Source organism: Litchfieldella anticariensis FP35 = DSM 16096 (assembly GCF_000409775.1).
Taxonomy (GTDB): Bacteria; Pseudomonadota; Gammaproteobacteria; order Pseudomonadales; family Halomonadaceae; genus Litchfieldella; species Litchfieldella anticariensis.
Map to the genome: position 1 here is coordinate 1,035,051 of NZ_KE332377.1, position 17,858 is coordinate 1,052,908.

At 51.8% G+C, this 17,858-nt stretch carries 18 protein-coding genes and 1 pseudogene; 2 read left to right on the top strand and 17 right to left on the bottom strand.

The window, feature by feature from the left end; all coding sequences use genetic code 11:
- Positions 1–204: 204 nt before the first annotated feature.
- The 13 genes and pseudogenes from L861_RS24020 to L861_RS04960 all read right to left on the bottom strand — a co-directional run bounded on the left by L861_RS24020 (position 205) and on the right by L861_RS04960 (position 9,310).
- Complete coding sequence (locus L861_RS24020; RefSeq protein WP_236617044.1) at positions 205–420, bottom strand: hypothetical protein; 216 nt, start codon at positions 418–420, stop codon at positions 205–207.
- A gap of 20 nt (positions 421–440) precedes the next feature.
- Positions 441–854 carry a VOC family protein gene (locus tag L861_RS04915; protein WP_016415460.1) on the bottom strand — a complete coding sequence of 138 codons (414 nt, stop codon included), beginning with the start codon at positions 852–854 and terminating at the stop codon, positions 441–443.
- Positions 851–1,330 carry a helix-turn-helix transcriptional regulator gene (locus L861_RS04920; protein WP_016415461.1) on the bottom strand — a complete coding sequence of 160 codons (480 nt, stop codon included), beginning with the start codon at positions 1,328–1,330 and terminating at the stop codon, positions 851–853. The genes L861_RS04915 and L861_RS04920 overlap by 4 nt, the downstream gene beginning before the upstream one ends.
- 257 nt (positions 1,331–1,587) lie before the next feature.
- Complete coding sequence (locus L861_RS04925) at positions 1,588–2,016, bottom strand: hypothetical protein (RefSeq protein WP_016415462.1); 429 nt, start codon at positions 2,014–2,016, stop codon at positions 1,588–1,590.
- A 90-nt stretch (positions 2,017–2,106) separates the two neighbouring features.
- A complete protein-coding gene (locus tag L861_RS04930; RefSeq protein WP_021029107.1) occupies positions 2,107–2,718 on the bottom strand; it encodes a hypothetical protein in 612 nt (203 codons plus the stop codon).
- The gene (locus tag L861_RS25275; RefSeq protein WP_201766405.1) at positions 2,709–3,158 is read right to left on the bottom strand and encodes a barstar family protein; all 450 of its coding nucleotides are present in this window, start codon (positions 3,156–3,158) and stop codon (positions 2,709–2,711) included. The genes L861_RS04930 and L861_RS25275 overlap by 10 nt, the downstream gene beginning before the upstream one ends.
- A 95-nt stretch (positions 3,159–3,253) precedes the next feature.
- Positions 3,254–3,751: an RIP homotypic interaction motif-containing protein gene (locus L861_RS04935; protein ID WP_016415464.1), complete on the bottom strand. Its 498-nt coding sequence runs from the start codon at positions 3,749–3,751 to the stop codon at positions 3,254–3,256.
- Between the two features lie 183 nt (positions 3,752–3,934).
- Positions 3,935–4,573, bottom strand: a complete 639-nt coding sequence (locus tag L861_RS04940) for a hypothetical protein (protein WP_016415465.1) — start codon at positions 4,571–4,573, stop codon at positions 3,935–3,937.
- Positions 4,574–4,946: 373 nt separating this feature from the next.
- Positions 4,947–6,376: pseudogene (locus tag L861_RS04945) on the bottom strand (IS1182 family transposase).
- A gap of 151 nt (positions 6,377–6,527) precedes the next feature.
- Positions 6,528–7,439, bottom strand: a complete 912-nt coding sequence (locus L861_RS04950) for a hypothetical protein (protein WP_016415467.1) — start codon at positions 7,437–7,439, stop codon at positions 6,528–6,530.
- Between the two features lie 123 nt (positions 7,440–7,562).
- Complete coding sequence (locus L861_RS04955) at positions 7,563–8,027, bottom strand: hypothetical protein (protein WP_016415468.1); 465 nt, start codon at positions 8,025–8,027, stop codon at positions 7,563–7,565.
- 117 nt (positions 8,028–8,144) lie between these two features.
- Complete coding sequence (locus tag L861_RS24445) at positions 8,145–8,591, bottom strand: hypothetical protein (protein ID WP_144062958.1); 447 nt, start codon at positions 8,589–8,591, stop codon at positions 8,145–8,147.
- Positions 8,592–8,662: 71 nt separating this feature from the next.
- Entirely contained in the window at positions 8,663–9,310 is a 648-nt protein-coding gene (locus L861_RS04960) for a hypothetical protein (RefSeq protein ID WP_016415470.1), read from the bottom strand.
- A gap of 500 nt (positions 9,311–9,810) precedes the next feature.
- Here L861_RS04960 and L861_RS24660 point away from each other — a divergent pair, with 500 nt between their 5' ends.
- A complete protein-coding gene (locus tag L861_RS24660; RefSeq protein WP_016415471.1) occupies positions 9,811–9,975 on the top strand; it encodes a hypothetical protein in 165 nt (54 codons plus the stop codon).
- A gap of 77 nt (positions 9,976–10,052) precedes the next feature.
- Here the strand turns inward: L861_RS24660 and L861_RS04965 are convergent, their stop codons facing one another.
- The 4 genes from L861_RS04965 to L861_RS04980 all read right to left on the bottom strand — a co-directional run bounded on the left by L861_RS04965 (position 10,053) and on the right by L861_RS04980 (position 16,616).
- Entirely contained in the window at positions 10,053–11,288 is a 1,236-nt protein-coding gene (locus L861_RS04965; RefSeq protein ID WP_016415472.1) for a sensor domain-containing phosphodiesterase, read from the bottom strand.
- A 57-nt stretch (positions 11,289–11,345) separates the two neighbouring features.
- On the bottom strand, positions 11,346–11,813 hold the full coding sequence (locus L861_RS04970) for a nucleoside deaminase (RefSeq protein WP_016415473.1): 468 nt from the start codon (positions 11,811–11,813) through the stop codon (positions 11,346–11,348).
- A gap of 240 nt (positions 11,814–12,053) precedes the next feature.
- Entirely contained in the window at positions 12,054–14,183 is a 2,130-nt protein-coding gene (locus L861_RS04975) for a putative bifunctional diguanylate cyclase/phosphodiesterase (RefSeq protein WP_016415474.1), read from the bottom strand.
- A gap of 318 nt (positions 14,184–14,501) precedes the next feature.
- Positions 14,502–16,616 (bottom strand): bifunctional diguanylate cyclase/phosphodiesterase, encoded by a 2,115-nt coding sequence (locus tag L861_RS04980; protein WP_016415476.1) that lies wholly within the window; start codon positions 16,614–16,616, stop codon positions 14,502–14,504.
- A gap of 604 nt (positions 16,617–17,220) precedes the next feature.
- Here L861_RS04980 and L861_RS04985 point away from each other — a divergent pair.
- On the top strand, positions 17,221–17,856 hold the full coding sequence (locus tag L861_RS04985; RefSeq protein ID WP_016415477.1) for a glutathione S-transferase family protein: 636 nt from the start codon (positions 17,221–17,223) through the stop codon (positions 17,854–17,856).
- Positions 17,857–17,858 lie beyond the last annotated feature (2 nt).

Below are 17,858 nucleotides of genomic sequence, written 5' to 3' on the forward strand. Positions count from 1 at the left end.
AACGCGCCGGCGTGACCTCGCAAACGGCCATTATCGGTGGTTGTGAAAATAGCCGCTAAACGACTGCAAAGGGTTGTCAATTACCCCAGCCATTCCATCAGTCTCGGCGAATGTTCCTCACTCGGCCAGAAGCGGAAAACTGCAATGTTCTCATATAACGCCGGAAATCAGCGGCGCCGGTACAGCGTCCGCTGGATTGACTTGTTAGGCGCGTTCCCTCCTGCGCCATTTGGCAGTATACGGAAGCGCGAACAGGTACAGACCGGAAAACAACTGAAGAAAGAGTGGTGGCAGCGGCGAGTATGTCAGCCACGATGGAGGCTCGCTCGATGCCGCCGCTCTGTACACGAAGTTGGCGATGACGGTGAGCGTGAAAAAGATGGATAACCAGCGGTTACTTTGACGGATCCAGACGCTCATGTTCATTTCGACCTCTGCGATTATGGCCTTGGCCTGGCTTCGATCATTTTCCATCCATTGCCGGACGGATCACGAAAGCCTGCGTCCAGGGCACCGTAACGATCAATAGGCTCCTGCGTGAACTCCACGCCATTCCCGCTCAGCCGTTCGTAGGCAGCACGGCAATCATCCACCACGAGCACCAGCGGTGGCATGGCACCCTTGGCCACGACTTCACACAGAGTCTGCGCCGTCGCCGCGTCATGTACCGGCGGGCCCGGCTTGAACAGTCCGAGCTGGAATGAGGGCTGCTCCGGGTGCTGCACCGTGAGCCAGCGATAGTCGCCATTGCGAACATCCGTGTGGACGCGAAACCCCAAATGCTCGACGTAGAACGCCAGCGCTTCGTCCTGATCCCGTACATACAGGCCGACCACATTTATACCTTGAGTCATAGTAGAACCTCCGTTGATTGGAGTTCTATTCTCTCAACTGCCTTCTTCCGCCGCTTCTCCGAAACTGCGATCTTCAGGTCTGGACGCTGAGTGGCGCGCACGATGCACTCGGGCACGTGCTCCCGCCCGTGCGGAGTCGATCGCTCGCGTGCTCGGAGATTTCCCGGGTTCTCGCCAGTGATGTCACGGAAGATGCGTCCAAAGGTACCGAGGCTCTTCCATCCAGTCTGGAACGCGATCTCTGTAATGGGGAGGTCGGTGTCGCGAAGCAACGCAACGGCTCGCTCGATGCGGCGTGTGAGCAGGTAACGGTGCGGGGGCACGCCGAAAGCGTCCTTGAACGAGCGTGCGAAGTGTGAAACCGAAACGGCGCTCACTTGCGCCAATCGATGAATGGGCCACTCCTCATAGGACGCGCCGTCCATCCGATCTTTCGCACGAAGCAGCCGTCGCAATAGTTCAGGACTCTGGGTCATGCTTCCTTTCGCCTAACAGTGATTAGACCGCGCGCTCTGATATTGGATGAACGAGCATTCTACCTTTTCCGGCATGGCCGCTTTGGGTCGTCAGCTGCTACACCAGCTCCACCAGCGTAGCCTGAAGTTCGGCAGCCGGCCAAGAACGGACGTTCAGCGAAAGCTCATATAACGCTTTTGTTCAGCGGTTGCCTTTCAAAGCGATGCAGAGAAGCGGCTGTCCGGTGGATGGTCCTCAGGCCTGGAACGCACTTCAACTAATTGTTATAGCTGACATTAATGCTTAGACACCTCTCGATATTTTGCATTGCTCTATAAATTATAACCTGTTCATCAGCACGTTGCTCGTTGCCATTCCTAATCCGGTTTCCGATTTGATTCATATTCTTGGCAGCGTCCAAAACCTTCGCAGAAGACGGTAGACCATAAAGGAAAGACAATCGTGAATACCAGATGATCGACTGCCTCTTTTGGAGTAATTCTGAGGCTAGAACGAAAAGCTCGTCTTGTGTCGACTCACTACCTTTGGCAGTGATTATCTCCCCCTGATTACGAAGAAAGAATTGAGTAACTCTCCCAAGAAGACTTCTAAATTCAAGGATAGGCTCAATGATGAATTTGATGATTATTTGACCGAGCACATAAACAGAGACACCTGCGACTACTGTTTCAAATACAGTGCTCATTACTTCAACCCCCTATAACGCCGCGCTTTTCGGATAATTTGGAGCGACAGCGGAAAAGTAGTCCGACAACAGCGCTTTGTTACACGTTGCTTACTCACACAATGCATCGAACTTTCGGATAAAGGCTTCTTGAAGTCTTTTATCTTGAGTGAGTTTGTTACCATATGCCTTAATGTATGCCTTTACCGCTAGTTCGAAGTCATCTCTATACACAGTTTTAGCTTGTTGAGAGATGATATCTTCTCCAGAATCCGATTTTGCCCATATTTTCCACCCATTTTTCGTCGACGCCTCGTGAAGCAACCCACATCGAATGGATGAATAGAATTCTAAAGCCTCATCAGCTGTGAATTTGTCAGAAAATGGTTTTCTTGTGGTCAGAAATTCTACAAAACACTGTTTACTCTTGTTGTACTCGTTTTCCTGAAGATCACGATCTTTGCAATACCTATATTTTTTGCCCTGGTAACTGGACTCTAAGAACTCGATAAGGGAGCACAGCAAGGTCATAATGCTAAACCCATAACCGTCATAATTATCATGATCCTTTAACTTTTTGATCGGATCGAGATACCTAGATTGAACCCTTCCCCAAAAGAAATCCGTAAATGCCTGTCTCCAAAGCAGCTCGTCACTTGACGCTGCCAGAGCTTTACGTTCCCTTTTCCAGTCTTCAGCTGTTTTAGAGCTAGTTAGGTACATAGTTTACGAGACGTGTAACGCCCGCAGCATGCGCGGCTTTGTAGTGTAGGCGATGCCGCAATGGAAAAGACGTCGCCGTGCCTGCGATTGTTAGCACTGGTACATGGAGCTTGATGACTATTCATGCTCCAATTCAATGCCTTTGCCTGAGGGATTATCTTGCCGTAACACGACTTCACGGTCAGGGTACTCGTTCGCGCAGTCTTGCGGGCACTCAACGAAACCATCGTGTAGCTCAGGAAGAAAGTATTTAGAGCGGCCAACCCCTCAACTATGAGCTTTCTTGGCATAGATGATTGAACTTCATCTGAAGAGAAATGCCAGAATGGGTTTAGGTTGTGGCCGTAGTCCCCAGGGAAGTCGAGCTTCTGGGATACATACTCATGGAACGTTTCTTCATCTATGATTCCCGACACATCTAATAGCAATTCGTCGTTCATAGCTTCCTGAATGCTAACGCTTGCAGTTACGGCAGTTACGGCAGTTACGGCAGTTACGGAGCGCAGCGTAGTAACTGTCCGACAACCTGCACTTGTTAAAAAACAGCCCCGGCCGCAGCTCCGATGACCGACACAACAGCAGGGTGCTCTAACAATTTGCGGAGCATACCTTTAGCTTCCTCTTTTTGCTCGGGTGGGAGATCAGCAGACTCTATCTTCTTCACTAAAGCCTCAAAGGAATTCACAATGTTTTGGGTGTTGTGGTCACCTACCTGAACTGATTGGGCTCCATGAATGTTGATGGTGTGGCCAGGTTTCTGCATTTCAGATTGCCCACCTTTGCGATACTTGATTTGATAGTGGGCCCCCGTGCCAGCGACGCCACGCATATAAAAGGTAGCCTCAGTGACTATGCAACGCTCGTCTTTACCGCTGGGTAGCTCGCGAAGAATTACATCACCCTCTTCTATATCCGCCTTCTCATCAAGTATGAAAATGGTCTTGCCGGGAAACGAAGCTTTGTATGGACCAATGACAGATCCATCTTGCTTTTCGATTCTAGCGTCATCCTCGAATTCTTTTAAGAGGCTCATAGCTTCTCCTTTTAACAGTGATTAGACTGCCTATCTTATGATTGAATGAGCGTGCCTGCGCGTTCATTCGGGTTATACCGCACGACATTCACAGCCCAACCCCCCTGAAATTCCTATATATTAAGTATAGCTCGGCAGCCAAAAACGACTATTGCCTGTTGATTCCGCGGCGGCTCATATGTGTTATGCATTTACCGAAAAAACTACCTTTATAAATGGAACTATATATGTGTGGTTTTTCGTTATTGCTAGTATTGCAACAAAATACGGAATACCAAAATCAAGGATAAGTAGCTTTACAAGTTGGCCGATATGCAATTTTTTATGGTCATTTATATACCCTCTAACTTTTGTGACTAGATTCTCAAGATCATGGACGTATAACTTTTCGGACACCGAAGAATAGGATGACAATTCCTTTAGGGCTTCATTCTTTACGTATTCATTTTTATTAATTTTTTCATGATAGTTTTTAATGGCAAAGCACTTAACGCTTATGTCTGACAAGTTTTTTGCGGCCATTTGTACCTTTGTAAGATTTTTTGAAAGCCGCCACTGCTTTAAATCATGCCAAGAGTAGAAGGAAAAGCCAAAAAAGAAGTAAGCAACTCCTACACTCAAAGCCCCCAGCATAATGGGTTTTGATGCGTCATAATCACTAACTTGAATCCATAAAAGTTTATTTATCGCTAGACCATCAATCGATAACAATATAGACAATGCAGATATTATCATTAAGACTGAACGATACTTCCTTGCATGCACGTCAAGTGGCTCACGAAATACTATGTCTGAAATTTTTGTATTTTCGTTAAAGTCCATAATCTCTCATTAGCACCTATGCATAACAGTGATTAGGTTGTACGTTTATTTATCCGAATCATCGTGCCGGTTGTGTAACACCAATGAACGGGCTGGCTGCCTTTGCCGGACCGTCCGCTTAGGGTCGTCAGCTGCTACACCAGCTCCATCAGCGTAACCTGAAGTTCGGCAGCCGGCCGAGGCTGTGTGAAAACACAAAAGCCCACCGCCTATACCTGTATCTGACGATGAAGCCATTCTCAGCGGCCAATGAGACGCTTCTTAGCGCTTCCATCATCGCCACATCCGAGGTTATTCAAAATAATGCTTTTCGAGAAAGCTTCTCTGAAGAGCGTCAGAGGCCGCTACAGAAGCGATAAGGGCGGCAGGCACATTATGCCTGCATCGCCTGAATCAATCGCTTAGTGCCGAGGATGTTCATGACGCGTTTCATGTTGTAGGCCAGCACGTGAAGGCTCATTTCCGTGCTGACGTCTTGAGGGTTTTGGTTAGAAAATGCGTTGCTCCCATCCAGGCTTTCAGCGTCCCGAACGGATGCTCGACTGTCTGGCGCCTGAGACGCATCATTTCCGGCTTCTGATCCAGTCGACCTTGCACCGACTCAAGCACACTCTCATGCTCCCAACGCTTGATTCGTCGATATATCCCCGTGGTGCATTGTGGCTTCCTTGAACAGCCCGGGCAGGCGGAACTCCAGTAGCAATGTAGCACCTGTCCCTTTTCGACGTTCTTGAAACGCCAGATCAAGCGCTCTCCCGCCGGACAGCGATATTCGTTCCTTTCAGGCACGTACCGGAGTGCCTCTCTGGGAAACAGCCCTCGTGCCTGACTCGGCGAGGTCTTCGGTTTAGGGAGATAGGTGGTGATACCGGCCTCGTGGCATGCGAGTACCTCTTCCCCCTTAAAGTAGCCGCGATCAGCCACAACATTGAGATCGCTGGTGCCGGAGGCATCACGCGCCCGCTTGGCCATCCGGGAGAGTTGGCCACGATCACTGCCGACGTTGGTGACCTCATGGGCGATGATCAAGTGATGCCGGCTATCGACGGCCGTCTGCACGTTGTATCCCACCACCCCAGTGCCTCGCGTCGTCATGGAGCGAGCATCGGGGTCCGTCAACGACACCTGCTGGTCAGGTGCCTGGGATCTTCGGATTTCAATCACTTGCAGTTGCTGCACCTCTTCGGTGAGGGCGGCGATCTTTTCCTTCAGATGAGCGGTTTGCGCTTCCGTGACAGCAAGGGCTCCCTGGTCAGCCGAGTCGAGTTGGCGTAGGTAGTGTTCAATGCTCTTCTCGATCTCTTCTGCGCGCCGCTTCATCTTGGCGAAGGTAAAATTGCGGTCTCGATTGTTGACCGCTTTGAACTTGCTACCGTCGATGGTCACGATCGCTTGTGAGAAGAGCCCCAGGCGCCGGCACAGCACGACAAAGTCTCGACAGGTGTCGCGGATCGCCTTGCCATTGTTCTTACGGAAATCAGCAATTGTCTTGAAGTCTGGTGTCAGGCGCTCCGTCAGCCACATCAGCTCGACATTGCGCTGCGCCTCGCGCTCCAAGCGGCGGCTGGATTGGATGCGATTGAGATAACCGTAGAGGTAGATTTTCAGGAGAACAGCGGGGTGATACGCGGGGCGACCGGTGGCATGGGGATCGACACCCTGGAACCCCAGATGTCTGAGGTCGAGGGCCTCAACGAAGGCTTCGATGGCCCGGACGGGGTTGTCTTCTGTGACGAAATCATCAAGGAACTCTGGGAACAACGTGGCCTGAGACCGGGACTCACCTGAAACGAAGCGCTTCATCGGCACCTCCACGAGCTGTCACGGGTTGAGTATAGTGGGAGCCACGTTTTCACACAGCCTCGCCCAGGAGCTGACGTTCAGAATGACCTCATGTTACGCTCCGGTCATGTGTAGACGCCGCAAAGCGGTGGCTGTCACATGCACCGGCTTTTTATGTGGGTTCTTCATTTTCCTGCAGGTTAAGCAATATACCTTTCTCAGATTCAACTACAAGAGGTTGAAAGTTATCATCGAGCTTTAGTTTTAAATTAGGTGTTGTTGTATGCTCAGCCAAAGCTTTCTCAATAACTGAGTAGTTATCTCTAACACTCGCTTGAAGCTGCTTAACTCTATGAAGCAAAAAGTCTGATTGAATTACGGCCGAAACAGGATGCTTACTTGACGAAAACCCTCCACCCAAAGGCATGTATTCAGTCCCGTCGCTTACAACAACATTAGTATTTGTGGTTTTTTTCCGCAAAGTCCTCCTTTGCTCAGCAGTTAACACAGGTGCATCTGAGTCAGTCTTGAAAATAGAAGATTCAATTATATGAGGCCAATTATCATGAATAATTTGAATTAAATCTGTGTTCGTCCACGTTACAACAGAACCATCAGGTTTCTCATGTTTCAGGATATCAAGCAGGTAAGCATTGTCTTCATTAAAGTAGACAAATAAAAGATCTTCACTACGATTTTCTTTGAAGTGCAAGTGATAGATTCCCCACTCTGACCTGAGTAAATCGGCATGCTTTGCTTGATTTAATTTCTTAACTTTATTACTCAACAATCCATTGACGTCTTCGCCACTCTCAAGCTTTTGGACAATATTACTAATCTCATTCCGCTCCGCTAATTTACTTGAGACATGAACATTCCATTGAATGATCGGAATTCTTCTTGAGTATACTGTGAAATAGTGAACCAGTAGATTGCTTAAGTTGTAGTATTCAATTTGACTTTTTATCTGTTCACTGCGCTTATCTTGTGTTCGCAATTGCTCATATGTAGGAACTAATAGTCCAGCTTCTTTAAGTCTTCGTTGCAGTTCATCAGCCAGGTCAGATAAAAAGTTAAAATTCATTTATGTACATCCTTGATGTAAATGTTGAAAATTGATGGCCATGGCGCATAACGCTTGCAGCATGCGCGCCCTTGGAATGGAGCCGAAGGCGCAATGTACAGGGCGTCGCCGTGCCAGCACTGGTTATGTGCTGCTACGGCGCTGCACTACGGTTTTATTAATGATGCGTCGATTAATCTTCTGCTTCCAGGCAATTTGCTTGGGCGACAATTTCCGTTTTCTGCGGGTGTCCATCAAGAACTTGTATTCCTGGTCGAAGATGTAGCCAAGCTTGAAAGCTTGATAGATCAGGTCTTCGTTTGCATTGGCCGTGTCATCTGCCGCTATGCGGCGAAGCCCAGCGAAAAGATTGCCAGTCTCAATACCGATGAAGCGGTTAATACAGACGTTACCGACGTACGTGGTGTTACCATTGATCTGGTTGCGGATGTAGCAATGCTCTTTGATGTCCTGGCCGCAGGGACAGCTATCAAATTCTTCGCTAACCTCCACCCCAATGAGCGCCCACTCAGTTCTCGCGGTATCAAAATCGTTTGCCACTGAAAGGGGGAGAATATGAGCAGCCAAACGTTCTCTATTGTGATCCACACTTACCTCCCCATGAGCACATAACGCTTCTTTAACGGGCCGGAAAAAGCACAGTTTTTGGAGGTCCAGCGAAGCGGCGTTGAACGATTTGTTAAGGGTATGGGGATGATTGGTAATTTATTGGCTTTGTTGTGCATTGCTTTCTACTTCTTCTGGTACAGCTATTGGTTGACCGGATATCGGTTTTATTACCGGGATGCTAGCACTGTTCGTATTCTTTCCGAATGTGCCTTGCTGAATTTGATGCTCGGTGCTGCTACTGGGTGGCTGCTGCATGGTTGATGAGTCGCGCAACCACCAGCCGAGAACAACGCCAGATAGACCGAATAGCCCCGCCATGATGCCGCCAATGATTACATTTTTGAGATTGATCTTTGCTTGGTCTTTTGCGAGATGTTTTTTAATTGCTCGCTCAACCACTCTGTATTCGGCGGTGCCTTCTCTATGGCAAGAAAGTAACGACGCAAGCCCAGAGAATGAAAGCCTCTCTATATCAGAATCTGATGGCAAATGAAGTGAGGCTCTTTCAAATGCGTGCTGTGCGCTTTGTTCGGAATCGTGCATTATCGAACATCCTTAACGTTGCAATAAACCGCGTGGGCCGTCTTGCGGCACACGTCGGTTTGATTGCCTGGTTATCTCTGCTCCCCAACGGACGGAAACTCTAGTTCTTCGTATAAGCTTTGCAGGCATATATCTATATTGGAAATAGCTGATTCGTAAAGCGGTATAGAGCTTTTTGCCATTTCAGAACCACTTTCTTCACTAAATATTGCGATCTCCATGCTGCACATCATTGAACAGTTATGGTGCAAGTCGGCTAATATCTTCCTAGATTTCTTTGATAGGAAAATAAAATCTTCCTGCTCTATTTCATGAAGCGCCGTAATATGTTGCAGAGCTGCTTTATCGACATCCTCTGCTAAGCCTTGGAGGTTTGGATGAAATTCTCCTCTTTCATCATATTCACCAAGAGCCGCCTCACAATATTTCTTAAAATCTACCAGCCTTTTTTGCAGTCTCTTGAACACCCTTATTTTTTCATCAAGAAGAATAGTGTTCTTTCTTGAGAACAGAGAAAGATCAACCTTTAATCGCTCAATCTCAGCGACATACTCAACTTTTACGCCTTCGACTTTCCTCGTAATTTCTTCGACATCTTCCTTTGTTGCCAGATTTTTCCCTTTTTCTGAGGAGTAAGAAAATAAGTACTTTCGAAATAGGAAGAGACTGCCTATTCCGAGCAAAGCCAATAGTTGTAACCCAACCAAGATCCAATCCATAAATTTACTCAGAGCTCCGGAAGGAGATAACAGGTATTAAACTGCGTGCTCAATATTGACTTGAACGCTCACGCGCGTTCAACAATGTTATGCTGCACGCCGTTTTCTCCCTAACGTACCGAAAAATCTTGAAATTAAGTATAGTTCGGCAGTAAAACACCCATCATCGTGCATGCGCATAATGCGGATGAACGTGCCGTCTGCATTTTCCGGAAGGGCCGCTTTGGGTCGATTTCAGCCCTTCAGTTATAGCTAAGCTCCCTTGCAGGCCTGCTCGACCCTGACTGGCCAATCATGGATACATCCGCTCCAGCATTAGCTCTTTTGCAAATCGAAAATCTGCGCTTCCGCAAGTCAACGCCAATGAAGGTTGTTGGGATTTGATCACCCCGAAAACACCTCTTCCGCTTCGTCTTCCAACACCGGCCCTATCACCATCGGCGCTCCTTTTGCCGTTTCCATGATTTTTCGGCCTGAAATCGTCGAGAGACGCGGCAGGGTTGGTCGAGTTTCTCTACGCGCACGTGGCCTTGGGCTTTATCGCTGTATGGCTGGCCGTCAGTGCTGCCAACCTCGGCGTGGGACTCGCCGCCGGCTACGCATTGGCCGAGGAGTTATTGGTGCATTTGTTCCTGTTCGGCATTCCGGCGCTGGCAGCCGTGTGAGGGCCCTTATGGCACGCGACGTAATCCGTCACCCGCTCAAGGAGATGTCATGAAGCGCGACATGAGCTTAGGTAGCATCAAAAACCGTATTCCTTGAGCTGCTGTGCTGTCATTGGCTTGCCAAGGAAATAACCTTGGGCCTTGTTGACCCCCAGTTGGCGCAGCATGGCCATTTCAGCCTTGGTTTCCACGCCTTCCGCGATGATTTTGGTATTGGTCGCTTCTGCAAAAGCGATCAACCCAACCGCAAGCGCTCGACGTCGATGATCCGTATCAATGTTTCGTGTAATGCTCATATCGAGCTTGATGATGTCAGGAGACAAGGACAGGATATGACGAAAGCTTGCATATCCCGCACCTGCATCATCCACTGCGAGTCGTACCCCTCGAGCCCGTAACGGCTCTAATGCTTCCGCAATATCTTCATAGCGTTCGATGATGGAGTGTTCCGTCAACTCGATGACTATCTGCTCTGCCGGCCATTCTTCCAAAACGCTCCTTACCTCAGCGTCAAGAAGTAATTTTGGGGACATATTCACTGAGAGATAACAGTCCGCCGGCAAACGCTCGATCAGTGGCAGTGCCAGTTTGATGACCTGGATTTCGAGCGGTACATCCAGACCGACTTGACTGGCTTCTTTGAACCAAACATCCGGAGTTCGGACAGGTATCATCGAAAATCGGGCTAACGACTCGAACCCAACGAGTGCCTCTTTCGCCACGTTGTAGATGGGTTGATAGACCATGGAAATAGCGTCGCTGGAAAGAGCAGCGTTGATACGTGCTGTGATCTCATTCCTTTCCTGCCTTTGCTTGGCATCCCTCTCAACCTGATCGGCTGCAATCACAGAAAAAGCACGCATCATGCCTAGATCGCGATCATCCAATGCAGTGTTGGGTTGGAAGCTAAAACAGCAAAGCGTCCCATAAAGACTACCATCGCTCAGCTTGATGGGAACACTTAGATGAGCTCCAACAGGCACTGCTGCCGTGGCAGGTAACTCTTGCGCTTCTTTATTCAGGCTCGCATCAGGAATAAACTCTGGCAACCGGCCATCGATAACCCGCTGACAATAGGTATCTTCTAGCGGGTTTCCCCCACCCTCTTGAACAGGCTGATCAGGGTATGGTGAATCCACATAGCGGAAGTTTCTTTGTCCGTTAGTGAACTCGGATATGAATGCCACGTCCATGTCCATGTGCTCGCGAATCACGGCCAGCATCCGCTTCAGAATACGTTCCGGTGAGTGGGCCTCCGCTGTTATAGTCTCGGCGACAACATCACTCATAGCATTCACAGACTTGAGTTCCATCTACACTCCTTTTAAATGTCTTAACTTTCCTGCCTGTTTTCTATCCTTCATATGATCTTAATCTGAGAATACGGCTGCGGCTTCGTCTTCCAGCACTGGCCCTATCACCGTCGGTGCTCCTTTTGCCGTTTCCATGATTTTTCGGCCTGAAACCGTCGGGAGGTGCGGCACGGGTTGGTCGAGTTTTTCCACGCGCTCGGAGCCAAGGGCGTAGACGATTCGACCGATGCCGCTCCAGGCGATGGCGCCGGCGCACATGGCGCAGGGTTCGGCGCTGGAGAAGAGTGTCATTTTTTCGAGTTCTGCGGGTGAGTAGCTTTTGGAGGCAGCGCGAACCAGGTCGATTTCGGCGTGTGCGGTCACGTCCTGGTTGGTGACGGTCGTGTTGCTGGATTCGAGCAGTACCGTGCCGTTCTGATCGGCGAGGCAGGCGCCAAAGGGAGTATCGCCGCATTGCTTGGCGGCACGGGCAAGGTCGAAGCAGGAGCGCAGGAGTTGAAGCTCGGTTGCGGTCAAATTGGTCATGGCAGTGAAGCAGCTGTTTGGTGGGTGATGATCTATAGACAATTCTCTCGGCATTTCCTTCGGCCACGCTACCGCCTCAGGATGTCGCATTCACTACGCCATCCTGACCGTTTGGAATTCCACCTGTCGTGATATCAAGACACCAGCGTACCAAGGTGAAACACCTCATTACCTGAGCTTACTCAAGAATGATTAGGAGCGCTGTGTTCCAGCGTGGGCAAAAAGTCGTAGAGAGTCGGTTCAGCTTCTGCTGCTTCCTCTCATTTCGAAAGGAAATCCGGCCGCATCGGTAGCCCGCCCCAAGGCTTCGGCAACCGTCTCGACATCCAACGGCCGGGCGAAGAAGAACCCCTGCCCCATGCGGCAGCCGAGCTGCAACAGGCATTGCCCTTGCGCTTCGGTCTCGATGCCTTCGGCCAGTACGGTGAACCCCATGCTGGTTCCGATATCGACCATTGCGCGGATGATGGCTTGGTCGCGCGGGTCTTGCAGAACCCCCTGAACGAAGGTGCGATCGATCTTCAATTTGTTGATCGGCAGGTTCTTGAGATAACTCAAGGATGAATAACCGGTCCCGAAGTCATCGATCGCCAGCGATGCCCCCATGCGCCGGATCTCGTACAGCCTGTCGATGGTTTCCTGATCGGAGTTCATGAGCGATGACTCGGTGATCTCCAATTCCAGGTGGTAGGCGGGAAGCCCGGTTTCCTCGAGGATGTCTTGCAGCCGCGTCACGAAACCCGGCCGGGCAAGTTGAGGGGCGGCGATGTTGACCGCTATGCACCCAAACGCCAGCCCGGCATCCAGCCATGTCCGGCCCTGTTGGCATGCCTGCCGTAAAGCCCACTCACCGAATGGCACTGCCAGCCCCGTACGTTCCGCCAGCGGCACGAAGATGCTGGGGGATATCCTCCCTTCTCGGGGGTGCTGCCAGCGTGCCAGCGCCTCGAGTGCAATCCATTCACCGCTATGAAGGTTGACCAGGGGCTGGTAGTGAAGAAAAAGCTGGTTTCCTTTCACTGCATTGCGCAGGTCGTTTCCGAGCCGTACCCGCAGCATGGCTCGGTCGGTCAGGTTCTTGGCGAAGAAGTAATAGCCAAGGTCGTCGCGCTTGGCACGATACATGGCGGCGTCGGCCTGCTGGATGAGTTCATCGGCTCGCTCGCTATCGTCTGGATAGATGCTGATACCGATACTGGGTTGAGCATGTAGCTGCCACCCGTCGAACTCTATCGGTGCCTCCATGACCTTGAGCAGTCTCTCTACGGTCTCGACCGCATCTTCCGCACTGTCCAGGTCGTGAACGAGCACAATGAATTCATCGCCGCCGAAACGGGCGACCATGTCTTCTGCACGCAAGGGAATTGCCAGCCTGGCGGCGAACTCCTGCAATACTCGATCTCCCGTTGTATGGCCGAGGCTGTCATTGATGGCCTTGAAATCGTTCAGATCCATGAACAGCACGGCCAGGCGAGTGCCGTGCCGGCGACTGTGGGAAAGGGCCAGCCCAAGGCGCTGCTGGAAATGGATTCGGTTCGGCAGGCCAGTCAAGGCGTCGGTATTGGCAAGATGCTCCAGCATCCGCTGAAGCGCTTTCTGACGATCTATCCAGGTAGCCAGTATGCTCAAGCCCAATATCACACCGGCAAAGCCACCAATGGTCGCTGCCATGGCACCACTGGAAATCAGCGGGCCATGCGCAACCGGGATGGAAACTTCATAAAAACGTGACGCCTCCATGGCCGTATAGTGCATGCCGGCGACCGCAAAGCCCATGAATATCCCTGCCACCAGCGTCAGGCCATTCTCCGAGAACACCGGCAAGCGGCGCACGTAGAAGTGCAGGTAAAGCGCCGCCAGTGCCAACAGGTAAGCGACCACGATGGAAAGGCAAAAGAACAGCAAGTCATAACGCAACCCTTCCATGCGCATGGCTTCCATGCCGGTATAGTGCATGCTACCGATTCCCACTGCCATCGGCAGAGCCCCCAGAAAGAGCTGGTGTACCTTGAGGTTCGGGTGCGCCATGAAATACAGGGCGGCACCACTGCCGAGCATCGCCGGAACCAGCGACAATAGCGTCAACCCCAGGCTGTACTTCATGTGGTCGTGCCCTTCCACGGCAAAGGCCAGCATGGCGCTGAAGTGCATCGCCCATATGCCGCAGCCCATCGCCACCGCCCCGCCGATATTCCACCATGCCTTATGTGTGGCCGAAGATGACGCGATCATGCGGTCGGCAAGCATCAATGCCGTGAGCCCGGCAAAGCAGGCAATGGCAATGGAAAGTGTGACTAGCAGTGGATCGTAGCTGCCTTCCAGCAACGGGCCCAAAGCGGGATCGGATGTATCGAAACGCCAGAATTCCATCGTGACTCCTCGATCGTCTTGAGCCCTTCAATCGTGCAGAAAACCAGCTTCACTCTTCGATGCATCCACACCACTGCCAGGCATCACCTCGAAAGAGGCCACCATCTTGGCCGACAGCACCATGCACTCCCCTGGTTACAAGCATTAACATTGAGCTTACTAAAGAATTCTTCGGCCTGCATAATGGGAGATGACGGAAAAAAGTCGCAGCAGAATAATGTGAAATGGTCTACGGGGTATGAGAAAGCCCGGTGCCAAACACCGAGCAGGAAAGGCGATCCTTGTGCAGATATCAGCCAGACGTGCGAGCTGTTCCGTTTATTGCGTGGACGGTTCCGTTGGCCGGGCAGCCTTGCCCAAGGCACTGGCAACCGTCTCGACATCCAACGGCCGGGCGAAGAAGAACCCCTGGCCCATACGGCAACCGAGTGATAGTACGGCCTGCTCTTGTTCTTCGGTTTCGATGCCTTCAGTAACGACATCGAACCCCAGGCTGGTTCCCATATCGAAAATCGCCCGGATGACAGCTTGGTCCCGATGATCCGTCAGAGCCCCTTCAACGAAGGATTGATCGATCTTCAGCTTATCGATCGGCAGGTTCTTCAGGTAGCTCAGGGATGAGTAACCGGTTCCGAAATCGTCGATTGCCAGCGACACGCCCATGTCGCGAATCTCGTGCAGCCTATCGATGGATTCCTGATCGGTGTTCATGAGCGACGACTCGGTGATCTCCAACTCGAGATAACGGGCGGGGAACCCCGTCTCTTTCAGGATTTGCCGCAACTGTGCCACGAACCCCGTGCGAGAAAGCTGCGGGGCCGCGATGTTGACGGCGATGAAGCCGACGTCCAGGCCAGCCTCCAACCACAACCGGCCTTGGGTACAAACCTGGCGCAGCACCCATTCACCCAGTTGCACCACTAGGCCGGTGCGTTCCGCCAGCGGTGCGAACACGCCAGGAGGGATATTGCCTTCGAGGGGGTGCTGCCAACGTGCCAAGGCTTCGAGCCCTATCCATTCACCCGTATGGAGATCGACCAGCGGCTGGTACTGCAGAAAAAGCTGGTTCTGCTTCAGGGCATCCCGCAGGTCGTTCCCCAGTCGCACACGCAACAGCGAGTGGTCGGTCAGGTCCTTGTCGAAAAAACAGTAATCCAGTTGTTCGGTCTTGGCTCGATACATGGCCGCATCGGCTTGCTGGATGAGTTCATCGGCCTGCTCGCTGTCATCCGGAAAGATACTGATGCCGATGCTGGCACGAAGGTGCAGTTTCCAGTCTTCGAACTCGACGGGTGCTTCCATCGCCTTGAGCAGCCGCTCTACCGCCTTGAGCACGTCTTCCGACATGTTCAGGTCTCTAACCAGAACGACGAATTCATCACCACCGAAACGGGCGACCGTATCTTGTGCACGAATGCAACTACGCAGGCGCCCGGCGAACTCCTGGAGCAGCCGGTCTCCCGTCGCATGGCCAAGGCTGTCGTTGACGATCTTGAAATCGTTCAGGTCCATGAACAGTACGGCCAGGCGAGTATGACTGCGGCGGCTGTGCCTCAACGCAACGCTAAGGCGCTGCAGGAAATGAGGGCGGTTCGGCAGGCCGGTCAACGCATCGGTGTTAGCAACCTGCTCCAGCATCCGTTGCACCGCCTTCTGCCGGTCCATCCAGGCTACCAGGATACTCAAGCCCAATATCAGAGCGGCAAAACAGACAATGATCGCCGTCATGGTGCCATTGGCAATCGGCATGCCATGCTCGACTGGGCCGGCAGCCGTGGTGGCATAGAAGAGAGATGCTTCCCTGGCTGTGTAATGCATGCCGGCGACTGCAAGCCCCATGAAGACCCCCGCCAGCAGCGTTAGGGTCTTCTCGGAAACCGCAGGCAGTTTGCGCACGCGAAAGTGGAGATAAAGCGCCGCCAGCGCCAGCAGGAAAGCGACCACGATGGAAAGGACGAATATCGGGAAGTCATAGCGCAGGCCTTCCATGTGCATGGCTTCCATGCCGATGTAATGCATGCTGCCGATGCCAACCGCCAGCAACAGCGCACCCAGCAGGAGTTGAGATGTCGTGAGCTTCGGGCGCGACATGCAATACAGGGCGGCACCGCTTCCCACTATCCCCGGAACCATCGACACTAGCGTCGGCCCCAGGGAGTACTCCATGTGCTCATGGCCTTCCACCGAGAAAGCCAGCATGGCAGTGAAGTGCATCGCCCAAATGCCACAGCCCATGGCAACCGCCCCGCCAATATTCCACCAGGCCCGGTTCCTGGCCGAATCCGATGCCACCATACGATCGGCCAGCATCAAGGCGGTCACCCCGGCGAAGCAGGCAATGGCAATGGAAAGGGTGACAAGCAGCGGATCGTGGCTACCTTCCAACAATGGGCCGAGAGTCGGACTGGATGTATCGAAGCGCCAAATATGCATCTTGATTCCTGATCGGTCGTCCTGAGTACGTCAATCGAATGCCCCCTAATCATTCGAAGCTCGAAGCAGGCCGTGCCACTGCAAGGGAAACACTGCATGAAGGAAACACTGCATAAATGTCTGCGCTACTCAATCGCTGCGTTGCGCGGTGCTGGTGCGCCAGCCCGGTCGGAATCCTCACATATACCCCATATGCTCCGGTTCCTGTGCTCCGCGCGCCTTGCGCTTGAGCATGCTCGCCGATTCATTCAGCGCTTCCTGAATGTCTGTGCTTCCCAAGGTATCGGTTCGAAGGGGATCGCCATCCAGGCTGTTTCAGGGTGCCGATCGCCATCTCGCTGTAACGCTACACTTACACACTAGATACATCGACTAACATTTCAGCCTGCTAAGAAAACTATCGACTTAATACAGTGATGGCTTTAGTAAAGAGTCGCTATTTGGACAATATCCAAATAACGTATTTGCCTTAAAAGCTCGATGTCAGGAACACCAGATCGAATAAGCAATCCATGTGCGGTAGTAGGCCAGTTTTACGGCTGGATCGCGGCCATGGTCGCTTCTACCTATGATTAGGGCCAACCTTTCCCGATAAGGAGCCGATATGATCGATCTCTGGACCTGGACCACTCCCAACGGCCGCAAGGTCTCCATCATGCTCGAGGAACTGGGGCTGCCCTATCGAGCTCATGCCATCGATATCACCAACAAGGAGCAGTTCGACCCGGAATTTCTCAAGCTCAGCCCCAACAACAAGATTCCGGCCATGGTGGATAACGAAACCGGCATGACGCTGATGGAATCCGGTGCCATCATGATCTACTTGGCAGAGAAAACCGGCCGCTTCCTGCCCAAGGATTCGGAAGGCCACTACCGCACCTTGGAATGGCTGATGTGGCAGATGGGTGGCATTGGCCCGTTTCTCGGTCAGGCCCACCATTTTCTGAAATTCAATCCCGGCAAGGCCCCCTATGCCGAAGAGCGCTTCTTCGCCGAGGCCCAGCGCCTGTACGGCGTGCTCGACAAGCGGCTGGAAGGACGGGAGTACATCGTCGACGATTATTCGATTGCCGATATGGCGACTTGGCCATGGATCTCGCGCTATGAGTGGCAGCAGATCGATCTCGATGACTATCCGAACGTGAAGCGCTGGTACGTGGAGATCGCTAACCGGCCCGCCGTTCAGCGTGGCTATCACGTGCCGAAAAAGGTCAATGAGATTCCTGTGCCCGGCTCATAGCC